9 protein-coding genes are annotated in these 18,490 nt (G+C 62.3%); 8 read left to right on the plus strand and 1 reads right to left on the minus strand.

What is annotated here, in order from left to right:
* The first annotated feature begins 80 nt into the window (after window positions 1-80).
* The 6 genes from SPHINGO391_RS22055 (at window position 81) to SPHINGO391_RS22080 (ending at window position 14,088) form a co-directional block, all read left to right on the plus strand.
* The gene (locus SPHINGO391_RS22055) at window positions 81-3,224 is read left to right on the plus strand and encodes a hypothetical protein (protein ID WP_152010856.1); all 3,144 of its coding nucleotides are present in this window, start codon (window positions 81-83) and stop codon (window positions 3,222-3,224) included.
* Between the two features lie 10 nt (window positions 3,225-3,234).
* The gene (locus tag SPHINGO391_RS22060; RefSeq protein ID WP_152010857.1) at window positions 3,235-4,053 is read left to right on the plus strand and encodes a hypothetical protein; all 819 of its coding nucleotides are present in this window, start codon (window positions 3,235-3,237) and stop codon (window positions 4,051-4,053) included.
* 15 nt (window positions 4,054-4,068) lie between these two features.
* Window positions 4,069-5,580 (plus strand): hypothetical protein, encoded by a 1,512-nt coding sequence (locus SPHINGO391_RS22065; protein ID WP_193217378.1) that lies wholly within the window; start codon window positions 4,069-4,071, stop codon window positions 5,578-5,580.
* A gap of 5 nt (window positions 5,581-5,585) precedes the next feature.
* On the plus strand, window positions 5,586-8,423 hold the full coding sequence (locus SPHINGO391_RS22070) for a penicillin-binding transpeptidase domain-containing protein (protein WP_152010858.1): 2,838 nt from the start codon (window positions 5,586-5,588) through the stop codon (window positions 8,421-8,423).
* A complete protein-coding gene (locus SPHINGO391_RS22075; protein WP_152010859.1) occupies window positions 8,420-11,815 on the plus strand; it encodes an FtsW/RodA/SpoVE family cell cycle protein in 3,396 nt (1,131 codons plus the stop codon). Before SPHINGO391_RS22070 ends, SPHINGO391_RS22075 begins: the two co-directional genes overlap by 4 nt.
* A 170-nt stretch (window positions 11,816-11,985) precedes the next feature.
* Complete coding sequence (locus SPHINGO391_RS22080; RefSeq protein ID WP_152010860.1) at window positions 11,986-14,088, plus strand: hypothetical protein; 2,103 nt, start codon at window positions 11,986-11,988, stop codon at window positions 14,086-14,088.
* 191 nt (window positions 14,089-14,279) lie between these two features.
* Here SPHINGO391_RS22080 and SPHINGO391_RS22085 read toward each other — a convergent pair whose 3' ends face one another.
* Complete coding sequence (locus SPHINGO391_RS22085) at window positions 14,280-15,242, minus strand: hypothetical protein (RefSeq protein WP_152010861.1); 963 nt, start codon at window positions 15,240-15,242, stop codon at window positions 14,280-14,282.
* A 148-nt stretch (window positions 15,243-15,390) separates the two neighbouring features.
* Here SPHINGO391_RS22085 and SPHINGO391_RS22090 point away from each other — a divergent pair, with 148 nt between their 5' ends.
* Together SPHINGO391_RS22090 and SPHINGO391_RS22095 are read left to right on the plus strand one after the other, a co-directional pair.
* Window positions 15,391-17,940: a hypothetical protein gene (locus SPHINGO391_RS22090; RefSeq protein WP_152010862.1), complete on the plus strand. Its 2,550-nt coding sequence runs from the start codon at window positions 15,391-15,393 to the stop codon at window positions 17,938-17,940.
* A gap of 211 nt (window positions 17,941-18,151) precedes the next feature.
* Entirely contained in the window at window positions 18,152-18,457 is a 306-nt protein-coding gene (locus SPHINGO391_RS22095) for a hypothetical protein (RefSeq protein WP_152010863.1), read from the plus strand.
* Window positions 18,458-18,490 lie beyond the last annotated feature (33 nt).

Here is an 18,490-nt window from a genome sequence, read left to right on the forward strand (position 1 = left end):
TTGGCGCCTCTCTCAAAAATCCGGATACGGGCGAAACTTTATTTCAATATGACCTGAGAAAAGCCCAGAATATTGACCTAGTGCTTGAATGCACCCGGGAGCCGACCGAGGACGAGATCGCGGAAGCCTCCGGTGAGCAGTTTTCGCTTTCGGTGACGCTGCAGACCAAGCGGGCCGACGGCCAGTCGCAAAACCTGAAGGTCGAGCTTGCCAATCCGCGCCTGCAGACGCTGAAATGGCAGCCTCCCCTGGTCCAGGCGCGACAGGCGTCGATTCCGGAGCTCAGCCGGGTCGAAAAGCAGGAACACGCGGAAGTCGACCTGTTCACCATCAATGTGAAGCAGCCCGTGACACGGCTGGAATATGGCGGGGCGCCGACCAGCGCGCTTGTTTCTGGCCGGCTGAGTTGCCGGGTCGACGACCAGATCCGCGAGGTGTCGGCAAACTTCACCCAGGGCGCGGCGGTGACGCGCTCGACCGCCGGTATCGCCTGCGAGTTGCGAGCCGGCGACGAGGTATCCATACCCTGCATCGTTTCGATCAACGAAATCTTCGATGCCGCGGAAGGCGCCGACAGCCTGCAGATGCAGTTCGACTGGAACTGCATTTTCAGTGACGAGACCCAGGCACCGCTTTCGGGATGCTACGATTTCGATCTGCAATTGCGTCAGGGCGAGATCCTCGCTCTCAAATACCGTGACGCCTCGGCCGTCCCCAACATGACCCGAAGCGAAACACCCTTCGCCGAACGCTTTCCACTGGAGTTCTCGGTGCCGATTTCCGGCGGTGGCGTCCAGTTCGAACTTGGCGACACCATCGAATTCGACGTCGTCAGCCTCGATGACAGTTGGGATGTCGTGGCTCACGCGCACATCCTGCCGGAGGGCGAAAAGAAGACGCTGACCAGCCGGGACGATTTCCAGCTGGTGCAGGACATCGCGGTCGAGCAGAGCGATGGCGGCAAGATCAGGATCCCGTTTCACAACACGACGCTGGACGAGACCGGCGACACCGACCGCTATCAGCTCTTCATCCGCTTCGAAGCCAGGCGGCTGAAGATCCGGGCGGGGATGTCGCTTGTCGCCGAGGACGACCTGTTCGAGCACAAGTACGGCATGGTCGTTGTTGATATCGTGTTGCGCCAGCGCGACCCGAAATATCTCATCTGCCTCGATTACGGGGCATCGGCGATTGCCGCCTGGTTCGGCAGGGTCGAGCGCAACCTGGCGCGGCAACTGATCCCGCTGGGCGCTTATGCCTACAGCCTGGCCGGTGCCCATCCGGAATATGATCCGAACAAGAAACGCTGGCAGAATGTTCTCATTCCCTCCACCATCGGACTGAACCCGGCCAAGCATGTGCGCTCGCGCAAGGCACCGCTGTCCTATGGCAATCTCTCCTATGTCGGCACCAAGCTGCAGGCGGCCGAGAAGAGAATGACCCTGTTTGGCCGGACCTACGACGTCTCGATCCCGGTCGACAGGGACTTTGTCACCGACGGCGAGACATCCGCATATCTGGAATTGCAGACCCTCATCATTCCCGATCTCAAGCGCATGCTGATGAATTCGGAACCCGGATTCAAACACCGTATCAAGCAGTCCGTGATCGAGCGCACCGCCAACGGGCTGCAGGCCACCCGCGAGATCAATCTCGCCGCGCTGACCCGGGATGCGTTTCATGAACTGGGATCCTACATGATCCCCAATTCGCTGTTCTATGCGCATGACCAGCTCGATGGGCCGATTGTCAGCGAAGCCGGCGACGAGCGCTTCGACCAATGGCTCGAGTGCGCCGACAGCGATGTTCAGGTGGTGGTGACCCACCCGAGCGGAATCGCTCATCACAAGCGCGAACTGTACAAGAATGCCGCCAGATCCTTTGCCCAGGGCCTGACCGGAACCCAGGACCCGCGCACGGCGCGTGAGCCCAAGCTCATTCCAGAAGCGCTGGCGGCGGCCTATTTCGGAATTTCCCGTTCGCCGGCCCGGCAGGCGGACACCCAGGTCTTCGCCTGCATCGATATCGGCGCCAGCACCGTTGACGCCAGCCTGATCGAAGTGAAGATGCGCCACGACAGCATCGAAAGCTGGAAGGTTTTCGCCCATTTCGGGGCGACAATCGGTGGCGCCAACCTGGATGAAGCGCTGCTCGCGATCGTGATCCAGAACCTGCGCGAGCTGTTCTCGTCGACCGATCCCATCTTCGAGGATCTCGAGATCGACCATCGGTTCCTGCGCGACGAAGCCCTTAAGACGGCCCTGCTGCCGCGTATCCGCGAAGCCAAGCGGGCGCTTTCGGAAAACCTGATGCAATATGCCGGATCCGACGGCGAGTACCGCTGGGCTGAAGAGGGCCCGGGCAGCACGTTTGCGGTCGAACTCAACGACATTCTCCGCAGCGCATCGCCGGGCCATTCACTGGAGGAACGCGACACCGCCATTCCCGGAACACAGGACAAGGTCCATCTGCGGGTGCGCAACACCCAGGCCGGGGGCCAGGCGGTCTGGATCGAGATTTCACCGGATCTGCTCGACGCCGGCAGCCCTGTCGCCAATCCCTCGCGGAGCAATCCGCAGACGGTGGCCCGCACCCTGGGCTACGCGGTGCCTGCAATGCTGATCAGGGAGGCGCGACGGCTCAACCTCGGGGATCCGCAATGGGTTGTCACCGGCCGCGCCAGCCTCTGGCCGTCGGTTTTCACCGGGATTGGCCGCACCGCCCAGATGCTTGGCCAGCCAGCCAGTGCGGTTCCGCAAAAGCCGTTCAGCGCAGACGACATGAAGAACGCCACGGTCTATGGCGCGGCCCGCCTGGCGACCGCCGGGCTGGAGATTACCGACGGCGCCGATCACTCCTATGCACTTGTTCTCCACGATGACGGGCGCGGCGTGGTCTCCGAAATCGAGTATCTCGACACGCGCTCGCGCTCGGAAGGCAACAAGAGCGTGCGCTTCCTTCCCAACCGCTGGCTCAGCCGCGTGCTGCCCGGGCTGGACGATGTCGGCAGCGACACCGACATAACCCGCGACGAGATCATCCGCCTTTTCGGCATCTTCGGCCAGAAGGTGGTGGTCGACCAGTCACAGGTCAAACCCGGCGGCCTGGCCGGAGGGCAGGACCAGCACGTCGAGATATCTTGGAAGCGAAGAAACTCGGATGTCGAGTTCACCGTTGGCGACATCATCGTCCGCCAACCGCGAAGTCGCTTGGCGGGAACCTGAGGGGCACAGGATGGCGGTGATTGGTATCGAGTTCACATCCGCAATCGCACAGGTGATCTTCACACTGCTTCTGCTCGCCGTCGTTGCCGCGGCGGTATGGCTTGTGCGCCGGCTGCGCCGGAGCGAGGCCAATCTGGAAACGATCCGGCGCGAGAACGCGAAACTGCGCAACGAAGTCGGCAACATAACCGGCTGGACGGCGAATGGCCGCCTGCCGGAAGACTGGCAGGAAAAATTGCGCACCGACAAGGCCGTTTCGGCCGGTTCAGCACCGGCGGTCAGCGCCGAAGCGGCACGGCAACCGGTTCTGATGGCTGCCCATCACGCGCTTGTGTCGGTGGAGCCACCGCACTTCGCCTCCAGCGACAGTGCTGACGAGATCAGCCGAGCCCACAAGCGGATCGTTGATCTCGTCGAGGGGCTTGCCGCCGAACGCATCGACCCGGTGCCCGCGCTTGCCAATGGCGACATGGACAAGCTTTTCTGTCTCTGGCGGCGGCTGGAGGGGTATTTCCCCGACCGCGCGGAGACCGATGCCTACGGCCTTGCCGCCTATGCGGTGCTCGAGTTGCTCAAGCGCAGGCAGGTCCAGGTCAAGGCGCCGCGGCCGCTGTCGGTCGAAAGCGTCAGGAACTGCGTGTTTACCACCGATGACAGCGAGAAGCTGAGAGACATCTCCCGCATCCGCACGGCGGCGTTTGCGGCAAGCTCGCGCCTGGCCAATCCGCAGGGAGGGGAAGAACTGGTGATCGATTGCGAACGTCCCGGATGGGAAGGGCCGAACGGCCGCAAGAACCCCCGAATTCTCATTCTCGATCGATCCTGGTGAGGCGCGGACCCATTCATGTCTCTTGGTAATCCAGTCCGCTACAGCGACGAATCCGACCGGCCTGTCGTGATGATCCCGGTCAAGCTCGATCTGCGCGACAACCAGGCGTTCTGGCGCCGCAATGTCTTTGCCATTCCCAAATCCGGCCTGCTTGGGTGGCTGTTCAAGCTTGGCAGCAAGGCGGCGAGGGATTTTCCCTGGGTTGTCGGCGGAAACCCGGATCCGTCCAAGCGCTCGGGCTGGTTCCAGGTCTCGCGCGGTTCGGTCGATGAGGTACTCTACAACATCACCGACAAGCTGATCATCGGGACCGCCAATGGCTCGGAGGTGGTGGAAGTCGCCTTCCAGCACCTCACCTTCGTCTCCGGTGCCGGCGGTGTCTGCGATACGGCGTCCGAAAGGGGGCTGGAGGAACGCATCTCCGAGAGCCTGAGCTCGACCCTGAAGGGCTATTTCGACCCGACCATCGGCATCCGCGTCGACTGCATGGTCAATCCGTCGCTGCCGTCCAACCAACTCAACATGTATCTTGGCGAAGGGGTCTTCGTGCCGCGCCGCGGCGAACGCCCGATCGGCTGGATCCGCTATTACCCCGATCCCTCCCGGCGCGATCAGTACAACGAGCCGCTCCTGCTCGATGGCCGGCCGGCCGGGCTGTACAAGGGACAGGGCGGGCTGGTGATCGGCATTGGCGAGAGCCTTCTGCATGCCGGGATCGATCTGGGGTCCAGCGAGGAGGTGCAATCCTCCTTCATGTTCATCAACAAGGATTCGGCGCTGGCACCAAGCGGGGCGGAAACCCGTTCGGGTGGCATCGATGCAAGCCTGTCCTTCTGCCGCAGCCACGGCAACGAGCCGGTGCCGAGCCGGGCGGCAGCCGGCGATGATCAATGCGACATCGCCTGGAAGATCGATTTTGTCGCCACTGCACAGGTGCCGGGACGGCTTGAGATCTGTGTCGATCAGCGCCGCTCGCGGCTGCACTGGAAACCGTCGCCAAGATGCAACGCGGCGATAAGCTCGCTGCTGTTCGACCTGAGAGACCTGTCCCAACGTGATGTCGACCGGGTCTGGATCGATCTCGACCGGGACAACATCCTCACCGCCTACGCGCTGCAGGTGCCGCGGATCTCGCTGGTCTGGGACTGTGAGAACGAAGAGCAGTATGTCTACGAATGGGGGCAGACCGGCGCACCGTTCAAGACGCCGGGAAGCGTCGGGCTCAAGTGCCGGACGATCGAGAACAACATCATCGAGATCGGCCGCGCCGATGGCGAACCGTTCGGCTACCTGGAACTGCCGGAGGTGCCCGACAAGGTGATCTTCTCGGACACGTTCCAGTCGTTCAGCGGCTATCACCTCGACTGGCTCGACCAGTGCGGCCGGGTCTCCTTCGGCGATACGGTGCTTTCGCTGGGCGAAGCCTATGCCGAGAAGTGCTCGGGGATGCCGGTCTCTGGTTTTGAACCGGGGCAGACGCGAAAAGTCGTCGGTCCGCTGGTGCTGACCCCCTACGAGGGAGGCTGAGAGCGATGAAGGCCAGGCTGCTCGGTGCGCGCTATTTCCAGATCGTTGTGCTGACCCTGCTTGCCGGCATTCTCTATGCGGGTGCGTATTTCTTCGTCGAGACCTTCAGGATCAACCGTGTCTGGATGGAGCGCGTCGAGATCCCGAGCGCCCTGGCGTTCGATGCAACCACCTTCGATTTCCTGAGCGCGGGCGGCGCCATCTGGCCGGTGCGCAACGGGGTTTCGGTCTCGCTTGGACATGCCCCCTGCAACACGCTGGCGCTGCGCTCGCCCGAAACCGTCACCCTGGTCTCCGGCCCGGCGGGAGAGGACGGCCGCAAATACATCCGCGAACTGTGTGAATCGGCGCAGGGCGAGCGGATCCGCCAGGAGGTCGCCAACTTCAACCAGAGCTACCGGATCGTTGCGGTTTCAGACAACCGAGAGGCCGCCAGCGCTCTTGTTTCAGATGAAGGTGTGGCTTGCGCCGATGGCGTGAGCAGCGCCAGGCTGTTTGTTCCGCCGCGCTGCCTGCCGAACAAATGGGATGCAACGATTGCCGCCGATGGCAGGGCCGTCCAGTCAATCACGACCGCGACCATTTCGCAGTTCGACTATGCCTTCCTGGCCAGCGAGACCGAGAGTTTCTTCGCGGACTGGAAAGTCATCACGCCGGTTATCGATACGCAGACCGGCGAATCCGGTGAGTACCGGTTCACAACCAGCATGGCATTCGGCGACCTGCCGGTGAGTATCCGGACCATCGGGGCGGTCAAATCCGTTTCGGTCAACGGGACGCCGTTGAAAATCGACCCGGCAACCTCCGAGGACCAGCTGCGTGAGGCTGCCGGAAAGCGCCAGATGGCGTCGCTGGCGATCTTCTGTGGCGACGATTCGCGGGGCATCGGTCACAGGGTTCGCTGCGAGGGCGAAAACCCGCGCGGACGGCCGACCGGATCGCTGCTGCTGCTGAGCGCACCGAAAGGCCGGGTTGCCGATCTCGAACTGGTCATCGAGCCGTCGATCCGGATCGACCGCGGCCTCAGGCGCTATCTTGCCAACCGCGAAACGGAAGCGGCCGCGACGCCCGATGAGAAGGTCTCGCTCGGGTTCGGCCGTATCCGGGTTGCCTGCGACCTATCCGGATTCGAAACCGGCAAATCGGCCAGGGGGGCTCGCGATACCGGTTGCGAGCTGAGCTGGAACGTTCCGGACAGCCAGAGGGTGGAGCGCCAGTCGGAGCCGCTGACCGGGCTGGCGCTGGGCGATCTGCCTGTTCTCGATTCCCAAGGGGCTCTGACCCAGAAGGCTTTCGAGATCGGCCTCGCCCCGCTGCTCGGGCTTGGCACCGGGGATTCAGGCTCGGTGGCAGCCGCCCTGACCCGGACCGAGGCGGGAGAAAACCCGTCGCTGACCCTTGTTCCCGACTACCAGGAAAAGGCGCTGGCGGCGCTGGTACAGAATTACAGGTGCCCGAAGGACGAGGAACGATGCAGCCGCCGCGCCGACCTCGTCATCCTGGATGCCGAAGGCGAGGATGCCGGCGATGTTCTGGCCATTGCCAGCCTGCCGCAGCCGCGCACCGGAATGTCGTCGTGGGACATCGAAACGCTGGAACTGACGGCGTCTTCCAAAAGCCCGCTGGCAGCCTATGCCTGGCGCAATTACGATCTGCGCGGCACACCGGGGTCATCGTTCAAGCTGATCACCGCGCTTGCCGCCAGCCAGTATGTTCTCGACAGCGGCGATCCGGCGCTCGAGGAGGTCTTGCTGGGGCGCGCGAGTCCGAACCGGATTGCCGATCTCTTCGGTATCGTCGCCACCCGGCCTTCGTTCAACGGGCGCTGCACCCCCAACTACGAGGAGCGCGATCCGAAGAAACTCAACGCACTGCCGATCCTCGGCGCGCGCGACCGCATCGTCTTCTGCATGGGCAATTCGGCCTCTTCCTCCGGGGTGCGCAGCGGCATCGCCCACATTCGCGAAACCGGGGTCGAAAGCGGCTGCGGGGATACGCCCGCGCCCCGAGGCGGCCTGTGCGAAGCCATCAAGCGGTCCTCGAACCTGTATTTTGCCGGTATCGCCATGTATCTGGACGCCGACAAGCTGATCGATCCGGAAACCGGGTTCGAGCACACCCGACTGGTCCCTGATCTGCTGCTGGCTCGCGAAGCCGAACGGTTCTTCCCCGCCGCGCGCAGTCCCGAGGCGATCGAACGCAAGAGCGCGCTCGATATTCTTGATGTCAATTACCCCGCCACGGGGCGCGGCCGGGCAAGCCCGCTCATCGTCGAAGCCGGATTGCCGGTACCCCCGGGTGAACCGCGGCGGCTGCGGCTGGCCCGCGGCGGCATCGGGCTCAGCGTTACGGCCAGCCCGCTGTCGATGGCCTCGGTCGCAGCCTCGGTCGCATCGGGCCGGATCGTCAGGCCCCACCTTGTGCCGCAGGAACAGCGTGGGCCGTCCAATGATCCGGAGGAAGGTCAGCCTTTGCTGATCGCGCCGCCTGAAAAACAAGCGCTGGCGGACAGCTTCCTGCGGGAAATCCGCGACGGCATGGCGGCCGTGGTGCGAAAGCAGGGCGGCACCTCACGCAGCGCCTTCGCCAAGATTCCTGCGGAGCTGCGCAACTCGGTCTACGCAAAGACGGGAACCGCACCGGTGTTCAACACCAATGCACCCCCGGATGGACGATACGCTTCCTGGCTTGTCGGCTATGTCGATCCGGTACCCGGCCTTCCAGGGTTTGACCAGAAAATCGCCTTTGCCTGCCGGGTGGCGTTTTCCCCGAGCTATGGCGGCTCGGTGTGCGGGCCGATCGTGCGTGACTTCCTTCTTGCCTTGTACGAGGCGGAAAAATGAAGCTCGTGCGCTCCGTCACCTCGATCTTCGCCATCCTGGTGCGCCTGGGCTTCGGCCTGGGCACAATGGCAGTGATCTTCTGGTGGCTGTTTGCGCTCAACACGGCTGCGGAAAACGCCCCCCGCTTCAGTTCGCTCAAGGACCTTACGCTGACCATACCGGCGGGAGAGGAGGTGGTGCTGGGACGCGCCGAACTGCTGCAGCCAGCCGGCGCCCGTTCGGCAGAATTGCAGCATGTCCGCCTGCGCGCCTCCGAGGATGGCCGGCTGCTGATCAGCCGGGTGGCGGAGCTGCGCGATCTCAATGTCGAATTCGGCGGCAAGACCGAGGAAGGCTCGAGCGAGCGTTACGAGATTTCCCGCGAGAAAGGCGCCGTCACGGTGCTTTCCGCCGGGTCCCAGTTCGTCAGCATCTCGGGCGCCGACGGTGGCGGGCTGAAGTTCGATGTCGAGGACTGGTCCGGCAGAACCTCCACCGCAGTGGTTTATCGCGACGGAGCGAAAATTGCGGTCAACGGGCAACCGGCCGCCGATTGTTATGAACAAAGCACCGCAAGCTGGGTCGTGTCCCAGGCGAACAGACTGAGCGACGATGTCGTGCGCAGCCTGTCGGACTATCTCGAACCGGTTGGATTGAGCGACCTTTTGCGGCGAAAAGGCAGGACGACCATCGCCGTTCTGGGCGGAGAGGTCGACTGCACGATGCACCGGTATGCCCTGGTGGCCATGCCACGGGCCAACCCGGAACTGGAATTCATCGTCAGCAAGAACCTCTCCGACGATCGGCTGTTTGTTTCAATCTACCGCGATGCTCAACTGGTTCCCGTCAGTTTCGAAACCTGGGTGGACGGTACCCGGGTGCGCCAGAATTACGGCCGCACCGGCATCGAGGTGACAGTCGCCTCGACGGAGCCACTCGTGTATCCGCCGGTCACGCATTTCACGGCCGGCAAGACCCGGCATGAAATCGCCGCAAAGCCGCTGTCTGGCGGCGGCTGGGAAGTCCACATCCTGCCCAACCGCAGGATTGCGCTGTTCGACGACAGCGTTTGCGCACAGACATCCGACATCGTGGTGGAAACCGCTTCGGCCGAAGATTGCCCTCCGCCGCTTGACAGTTCGCCCAATACGCTGCCGGAAGGGGCAAGCATCGAGGTAGCCAAGCTAACACTTCCGACAACGCTTGACCGGCTGTTCGTCAGCAGTCCCGAAGGGCTGGTCAGCGCCGAGATCCTCGCCCGGGGCGCGGCGATCTGCCTATCGCTGCTGATTGTTCTTGCGGTTCCCGGCGCGACCATCTGGCGCTCCAACGGAAGCATCGTGCGCGCGGTTTTCCTGACCCTTGCAGGAGGTCTGGTGCTGCTTCTGGCGCTGGCTCCCGACCTTGTTGCGATTGCCCGTCTGTTCATCGAGATTCCCGATGCAGCGCGCTGGCTTTTCTACGCGATGGGGGCGCTGTGGGTGTGCGCGACCATCGTGGTGACGCTCGACCGCTCCGGCGGCGCCGGCCTTTCGGCGCTTTGGCTGGTCCTGACCGCGATCATCGCGATCGGCTCGATTTCGATGTTCAGCATGAGCGCAGAGGGTCCCAATTCCGACTGGGAGCGCTTTTTCATCAAGCACAAGCTTGTGGTGCTCGACATCCTGCCGCTGTTCGTGATGGCACTGACGATCGTGTCTCCGACCGCGCTCAAGCTCAGGATCGGCAATGATTTCGCCGGGCGTCCCTCCTTCTTCTCACCGACGATGTGGCTGCTGGCGATCGTGTTTGCGCTGTTTGCAGCCTGGTTCTTCCTGGGCAACCAGACCGGTCTCGGTGGATCGATCCAGCCGGTCGAAGCGGGCAAATTCGCCATCGTCGTGCTTCTCGGCGCGTCACTGGCACAGTGGCTGATCCGGGCCCGCCTGCTGGCACAGGCCTGGTTCGGCATAACCCTGATCGCGGTGGTCCTCTCGGCGTTTTTCATCGCCGCACTGCTGTTCGTTCCGGCGGTGAAATCGGATTACTCGCCCCTGATCATCATCAGTTCGGCAACCGCGATCACCGCGGTGGTCGGGGTCATGGCCATCGGCTGGCGGATCCGGGAAGAAGAATTCGACGATCTGCGTGACATCAGGCGGATTCCGCTTTCCTACGTGCCCTCGATCCAGGATTTCAGGCTGGGCGGCGGTCAGTTCGTGCTGCTGCTGATGGTCTTCGCCGCCCTCATCCTGGCGCCGCTGCTGACTGCCGAGCGCGTTGCGCAGGTTTTCGAGCTGCTGGGGGGAAGGATCGAGTATGCGATAGCTGCGGGCATCGCGCTTATGTTTCTGGTTGCCATGCTGATCCGCACACTCACCGTTCCGCGCGCAGTCTTCATTCTGTTGCTCGGGCTGCCGCTGGCACTGATGGGCGCCTGGGCGATGATGCGCAATGAGATGGTCATTCTGGCGGTGTCCGTGACATGCCTTGCGGTCATCACAATCGCCGTTGCATTCCGCAATCGCGTCAACTGGACGCTGGCGCGGGTTGCAATCGCCGCACCTCTGATCGCGCTGGTCATGGCGGTGGCGCTGAGGGACGTGCCGACAAAGGCGGGGCTCGGGGTGCAGGACTGGTCCTGGTTTTACGGTCCGGACAAACAGATCACCGAACTGGAAAAGGTGCTGGGTGAAGGCCGACGGCTGCCGGTCGAGCGGCTCATGAGCTGGGCCGACCTGCGTTTCGGCCGCACCGGCGGATATGAGGAGCCTCGGCAGCTGATGCTGCGGGACATGAACTTCCACGTTCTGAGGTCACGGGCCACGCTTGCCAATGCGCAATGCGGGTTGAGCGCCGAACTGACAGCCGCACCCTACAATGTCGGCAAGGCCGTCGAGTGGCTTGGCGACGGGATCTCGAAGGGGCTGGGGATCACCTGCCCGGACGAGGCGCCACAGGCGGACACGCTTCGATGCACGCCGTCGACCCTGAAGGGGCCGGTGCGGCCGCATTGCGTTCCCGTGGTACAGAGCGATTTTGCCGCCACCTACATTGCCACCCGTCACGGCAATGCAGCCGCGACGCTGCTGATCGCGCTGCAGGCCTGTTTCATCTTTCTCGTCATCGGGCTTTATCTGAAACTGCAGGCCAAGCGATCGCGCGATCCGGTTGAAACGGGTGCGGACCAGGCGCTGGCCTGTATCGCGCTGGGCGCGGGCATGCTGTTTCTGATGCAATGGATACTGGCCTGGTCGAATGCCTTCGGCCTGTTGCCGGTGATGGGGCAGCCCATGACATGGCTGTCGGCGGGAACCAGTCATCACCTCTTCATGGCAATACCGGCAGCGCTGGTGCTTCTCGTGGCGACTCGCCTTGCGGGAATGAAAGCACCCGTGTTAACAATTCGTATACCGCCACGACGCCGGGGTTGATGACCATTCGTGTTTGAGTAAAGGGAGCAGGCGTTGAGATGGACAGCAAACAGAATGACGGGACTGCAATCCTAAGCACCACGCGTCTGAAGCAGACATTCATTATTGTCTTCGCTTTGGTTGCATTCTTCATGACTGCTTACGCGACCAGTGGTGGCGCTCGAATATTCATGACAGAGACCTATGCCTGGGTCGGCATAACAGCACTTGCTGTCGGCTTTCTCGCCTTTACATCGCTTGTACTGGGCGACGGCATCTCCGCCAACCGGCTGACGCAGGTGGCGCTGGTCATGCCGTTCTACCTGGTGGCGGTGGCGATCTGCTGGATTTCCTCCTTTGCGTCCTACCATCAGCAGTTTCTCAGCGTGGGCGGCTCCGACCTCGCAAATGCCGAGACCAATCTGCGCCAGATGGGGCTCTACGCTCACGATATCAGCCAGGACATGAACGATCGCTACGCCGACAAGCGAGCCACCCTGCTTTCGGACGAGGCGTTGAAGGATTATTCGATCCGGATGGGTGCGCTCACCGATGAACTGCGCGACCGTGACCGCAAGAAGGAGATCGCTTCCGAAATCCAGTCGCTGGTCGAAGCCAAAAAGGTCGAGCTCCGGAATCGCCAGGCGCAGCTCACCACGCGGCAGGGCGAAGCCGAGCGGGAGCTCTCCAGCCTCTCGACCCAGATCAACGCTCTGGAGAGCCTGGTCGCTGAACGGCAGCAAAGACAAACCGCGACCGCCGACCTCGCCGACCAGCTGGAACTGGCCCTGAAGCAGGAGGAAGGCGAACCGGGCGTGCCACCCGGCGAGAAGGCAATTCTTCTGGCCGACGGGCTTGCCGGTCAGCTGGTGAGTGATCCCGCCTGCAATCGCAGGCGCCGTGCAGGCACCGGTGGCGGACTGGCCGGCACCTGCTACAACGCGCTGGGAGAAAAGCTCGCTGAAACCCGGGCAGAGCTGGTTGACGCCGACAAGCAGTACAGCTCCGCCCGCGACCAGTTGCTCGGCGCGAGCCAGCAACAGGCGGCACTGCAGTCGGAGCTGGTCAAGATCGCTGCCGACATCGAGTCAGCCGCAAACCAGCTCGGCGAGGATGTCGCATCGGGTTACACGCTTGATGCCGACGGCTTTCTGCAAAGCGTCAATGCCTTCGTCGATACACCCTCCCAGACGAGCTTCAGGCAAACCGCCAGTTACTGCCAGGTGGTCACGGAGATCCTGTCGGATCTGCAATCCATGTCGGACCTGCCCGCATGCGAACCGCAGCCGCTGATGGCTGTGTTCCGGCAGATCGAAACACTGGAAGCCGACCAGACCGCCCTCAACCAGATCTGCGAGGAGACCGATCGCCGCAAGCAGATCATCGACGGATTGCGCAACGACATGCTGGACCTGTCGGGTCCGGAGCGGCTGAAGCCGATCACCCGCGCCTATGACGAGATGCGGGCAGACGTGCTGGAAACCTGTCTTGCCGCGGCCGAGGCGCGTGGACTGGAAGGGGGCCCCTATCGCGAGGATCTGGCCAGTCTCTATGACCGCATCAACCCTTCCCAGGACGCGATCAGCAAGGCAATCGGCAAGGTCGAGGCGCTGTTCAACGGAACGGCTTCGGCGCGGGATTATTTCCCCGCCCTGCTGGCTCTCCTGCAGGAATTGTCGCTTCTGCTGTCCAAGCTGTTCTGGGACGCCAATGCCATCGCCAAGAAGTCACGCCGCAAGGACGATATCGATGTCGCCGATCTCGACCTCGACGCCAAGCCGGACGACCCGGATTCGGTGCTGGCGGCCAAGAACGTCATCCTGAACGCGGTGTATGACAAGCAGGGATATCTGCTGCCGCTGCTTTATGACGAGGATTACTCGCACGAAATGCGCAGCCAGATGCGGCTCATCGTCGACAGCCTGATCCGCAAGCAGCTGGCCCGGAAAACCAGCCGTGGAATCCTGATTTCAGAACAGGGGCTGGCCGAGGTGGGTCGCCGGATCAGCCGGCACAACGAAGCGCTCGAGGCAAGAAACGCTGCGCCCGAGCCCGAAGCCAGCGTCCTGGAGACCACGGCTGTCGCCGACGGCCTGAACCCGGTGTCTGAACCGCGCGATGCCGCGGCCCGGCAGGGCGGTGAGGAAAGGCCTGCGGCAAGTGCTGCGGCAGCGCAGACAGCGCTCGCCGCTTCCGCCGCTGAAGCCATGGATGACACCGAGGCCAATCCGGCGCAGCGACCCCGCCGGCGCCGGCCCGTGGTGGTCAGGCCAAATTTCAGGCGTGAGATATAGAGCGGAGTCTGGTGCTCGCCCCCGGGCAGCACCGGTTTCTGCTTCCCCGGAACGGCTCAAACGGCAGTTGCCAACGCCATGTCGCGACCGGATTAAATCTTGGTGCCGCCGGTCATCATTGATCGGATGCGGCCTCAACGGCTGAGACGGTACGTCATTTCAGCCAGGCCTGTGGGCTGTCGATGCGCTGATCAGACCGGGGAATTCTCGCTTGTCTCGGGAGACTGGAGCGCTGCCTTTGGCGCGGGCTCGGCGGCAACGGCCGGCTCCTGCCGGTCCTTCAGTATTCCGCTGAGGATCTCATCGCGCGTGAACAGGAACGGGCTGTCGAGCCCGAGTGCTGCGAAGATAAACGGATCCGCGGTCATGTAGGGATAGCGGACATTGTCCGGCGTCAGCGGTACCGGGAACCGCGAATTGCCGGGGTCGAGGATCTCGGCGCTTGCGTCTATGTTGGCACAGCCGAGTTGCGGGTGGAAGCCGTAACTCGACGTGGCGATGAAACGCAGATCGATATCGCGCTCCTGCGACGGAAACGGCCGGAAATCCTTGATGATGTCGAAGGCCGGGCGCATGTGCGCGTGCAGGATTGCGAGCACGGCTTCGGGCTCGGTCGCAATGTCGCGCGAGCGATTGCCGAAGCGCAGGAGCAGCAGGTCGAACATGCTGATTGCGATCACCACCCGCTCAAGGTTCTGAAACTCCGGCTTTCCGGCCCGCTCGAAGAAATCTTCGACCTTGTCAATGAGCGCTTCGAAGCCCTCGTCGGTGCCGGCGTTCAGGGCAGAAATGACCAGCACGATCCCCTTTGCCCGGGAGAACCATTCATCGAGCTCCTTGGCTTTCTCGGCATGCGGATTGGCCTTTCCGCCCAGTTCGCTGCTTGGAAAGGCCGCCTCGCCCGGAGCATCGCGGACGTGAATGGTGAACTGGCGGTTTTCAAGTCCGCCCGCCAGGTCAAGATCACTGCGCGACGGCAGATCAAGTTCAAGATCAAACCGGATATCGGTGACACTTTCGGTCGCGTCGGGCAGATTCCGATAGTAACTGCGAAGTAATTTTCGGTTGACCCGATCGGTTTCGATTTTGATGTTATGAAGCTGCCGGAACCCGTGAAAGTTCAACTCGACGCATTTTGCGAAGTCGACGAACAAGTTCGTCTTCCCTGATCTCACCGGTCCGGTAAGGCCGACATGTATCTCGTCGTTAGCATTAACAGCCAATTCAGCTTTCCCTTTCGCTGAATTTCATTGTAGGTTTCTCCAAGCAATAAACCATTTGAATAGTACAGGAAAGAGTCGAATGGGTTATCGGGGCGGGGGTTGCGAGAATGTCTGGCTGGCCTGGGACGGCGAAGACCAGGCGGTGCTGGGATATTTTGCCAGCAAGGGCGAAGAGCTGGTCAAGCATCGCAAGGGAGCGATCGTGCTGTGCCATCTCAAGCCGCATGCCTTCCGTGAGGGCAACCGGTCGGGCATCGTCGTCGATGCATTCTCGATCGGTCCAGGCGAGAGCTTCCTGCGAACGCTTCGCCTGCCGCGCGGCACCCATTCCGTCGAATTGCTGATCGATGATGCGCAGACCGCCAGGCCACTCAAGGCCTTCGAGCTGGCGCGCGAGACCGATGGGCTTGTACCCAATGCGAGATATGGCAATGTGGTGATCGCGCTTCCGGAGGAGCCGGGAGACGACCCCGATGCCAGGTTCGTCTGGTCGGACAAACGCATCCACCATGTCAAGAAACCCAATGCCCATATCGGCTGGGCGGGGTATTTCACATCCTGGCCCGTGCACGAAGCCGACGAACTGGCAAACGTCGTTGCCGTTTCCAGTTTTCGCCTCGAGGTTCCGCATCTCGAGGACGCGCTGCAGATCTTCCCGGTCGGCTATGACATCACCGAAGCCGAGCTGGTGGCGAGAGATGACGACGCGACCGCCATCACACGCGCCTCGGTGGAAAACGACAGGGTTCAGAACGCGGTTCTGACCATCGAGGGAAGCCGGCCGCTGTTGCAGGGGCTGTATTTCCTGCATGTCTCGGCGCATCGCCAGCGCGCCAACGAGTGGAGCGATATCATTGATATCGATCCCGGCACCTTCCAGTCGATCAGCGACAATCTGGTCGATGCCTACCGGCAGCTGCTCTCGCGCAGCGGCGACTGGGACGAGGCCGAGGTGGACGATGCCGGGCAAAACCTCATCGAGATCCTGACCCAGGAACATCGCTGGTTCGAACTCTCGTCACCCGACTACTTCGTCGATGTGGTCCCCAACGAGACTGGCGAGAAGGTCAAGCTTTCGGTCTACGAGATCTCGGCCGGAGACCATCTGGTCTTCTATGACACAATGGGTCGCAAGCTGCGCGCAGGCCAGCATCTGAGTTCCGACAGCATCATCGCTTTCAAGGCCAACACCACCGGACTGCAGCTGCTGCGCGGCGTCTATACCTCCAGCCACAAGAAGATCGCGGAAATCGATGCGCACCGGCCGGCCAAGCGCTCGTCGCTGACGGAGCCGAGCGATTTCGAATCGCTGCCGCCGGCCTTGAGCCTCAAACATGACCGGGTCGGAGCGCCCTATTCTCCCTTCGACTTCACTCCGTTGAAGGTCCACTCGGCGATCTCTTACGGCATGGGTGATGCCGATGGCGCCTTCGCCTGGGATGCGTTCACACAGGATCCGGCGCCGTGGCTGCTGGCCGATGCCATCAATCCGGATTTCTGGACCACCCGCGACGACTTCAGGGCCGCACGGGACGGCAATATCCTGGTCCGCGCTTTGAGCCTGCTGGGGCGGGAAGAGGCCTTCGTTGCGTTGCCGCAACTGGAAGACCAGATCGTTGCGGCCTTCCTGATCATGCGCCTGGCACGGACGCCGGTGCTGCAGACCTGCGTCTACCGGATCAACGGCCTGAGCCCGGCCGGGGACGATCTGCCGGCGCTGGCGGAACTGGTCAATTTCATCGACGCCCGTCTGCGCGACGTCGAGTTCCGGGAGTGGCTGTCGTTCAGCGAACCGAAGATCTTCGAATCGCTGTGCGAGCCCGGCGGTCTGCCGCGGCCGATCGAACGGGGCATGCTCAAGCAGCTTTCGGAGGAGCTGAAACACGCCGGTGAAATTTTCGATGCATTCCACGGCGCTCTCGGCGAATCCGCCAAGCGCCCGGCTGCGGCCACCACCGAGGGCGGCCGCTGGCAGCCACAGGGCGCAAGCGAGGAGGTGCTGGAAAACCTGATTGCGACGCTGACCGAATCCGACCTCGCGCGGGACAAGGTGGCCGGCCACCATTACGAGTCCCTGCTCGCGCGGTTCGGCCGAAACGCCTATTACAGAAGCCGGATCGCTGCCGACATCTACAAGAACTATCCCGATCTGCTGCCCAATGACAGCAAGAAGCTGATGGAATTCCTGCGCGGGCTGCTGACCGAATCGGGCTGCAATTTCGATATGCGGAATTTTGACGAGAAGTTGGTCGGCAGCGTTGCCGAGAACATGCAGAATGTCGAGAACTGGCTGCTGCCCAACGCAGTCAACATGCGCAAGATGGCGCAGGTCGAGCTCGACAATGCCTCGATGAACACCCCGACCGACGAGAAGAAGAAGGCGGCCATTGTCGAGTTTGCCGCCGCACACGAGATGCAGAAGACCTGGGACGACATTTCCGACATCATCGTGCGTGCCGAAGAGGCGGGTATCCGGGTGCCGACGAAACTCCGGCGGCTGCAGCTGCTCTGGCCACGCGAGAGCTCGACGACGCTGAGCGAGTTCCTCACCTTCGAGCACAAGCACAAGCACATCCTTGGCCAGAAGCTGAGCGAAACCTACGGCTATGATTCCGTGCTGTATGCCTGAGCCGGTCTGCCGAACGCGGGTTTCCGCTTGACCAAATGAAGCCGCGCCTCAGGCCGGCAGACGTGTGAACTGGTTCGGCGTCGAGGTGAAGTCTGCCCTCCCCGACACCGAGCGCGCGCGATAATGTCGTTCCCGATTTCTCGAATTTTTCTGGAACCATTCCCGGCCCGCGGTGTTTTCCTGTTGTACGAATTAACGAAAGGGAAACATCATGAAAAAGCTCATCGCAGCAACCGCACTGACCACTCTTTTTGCCACCGGCGCATTCGCCGAGGGCGTTCAGCAGTACAATCGTTCGGCCATGGAAACCATGGCTGGTGGCGACACCGCCGTCGTCGACATCATGATGGACGCTGAAGGCAACGACCGCGAAGATGCAGACTTCCAGGCTCGCTGGGACGGTGCAACTCCCGAGCAGCAGGCTACCCTGCGTGACACCTGCGCACGCGGCATCGAAGAAAAGGTCGAGTTTTCGGAAGTCGGCGCCGCTCGCTGCAAGATCGTCACGACCAACTAAGGTTTACACCTTGACCAATTCGCCGGCCGGATC

This window comes from Hoeflea sp. EC-HK425, from assembly GCF_902498795.1.
In the GTDB taxonomy this organism is placed as follows: domain Bacteria; phylum Pseudomonadota; class Alphaproteobacteria; order Rhizobiales; family Rhizobiaceae; genus Hoeflea; species Hoeflea alexandrii.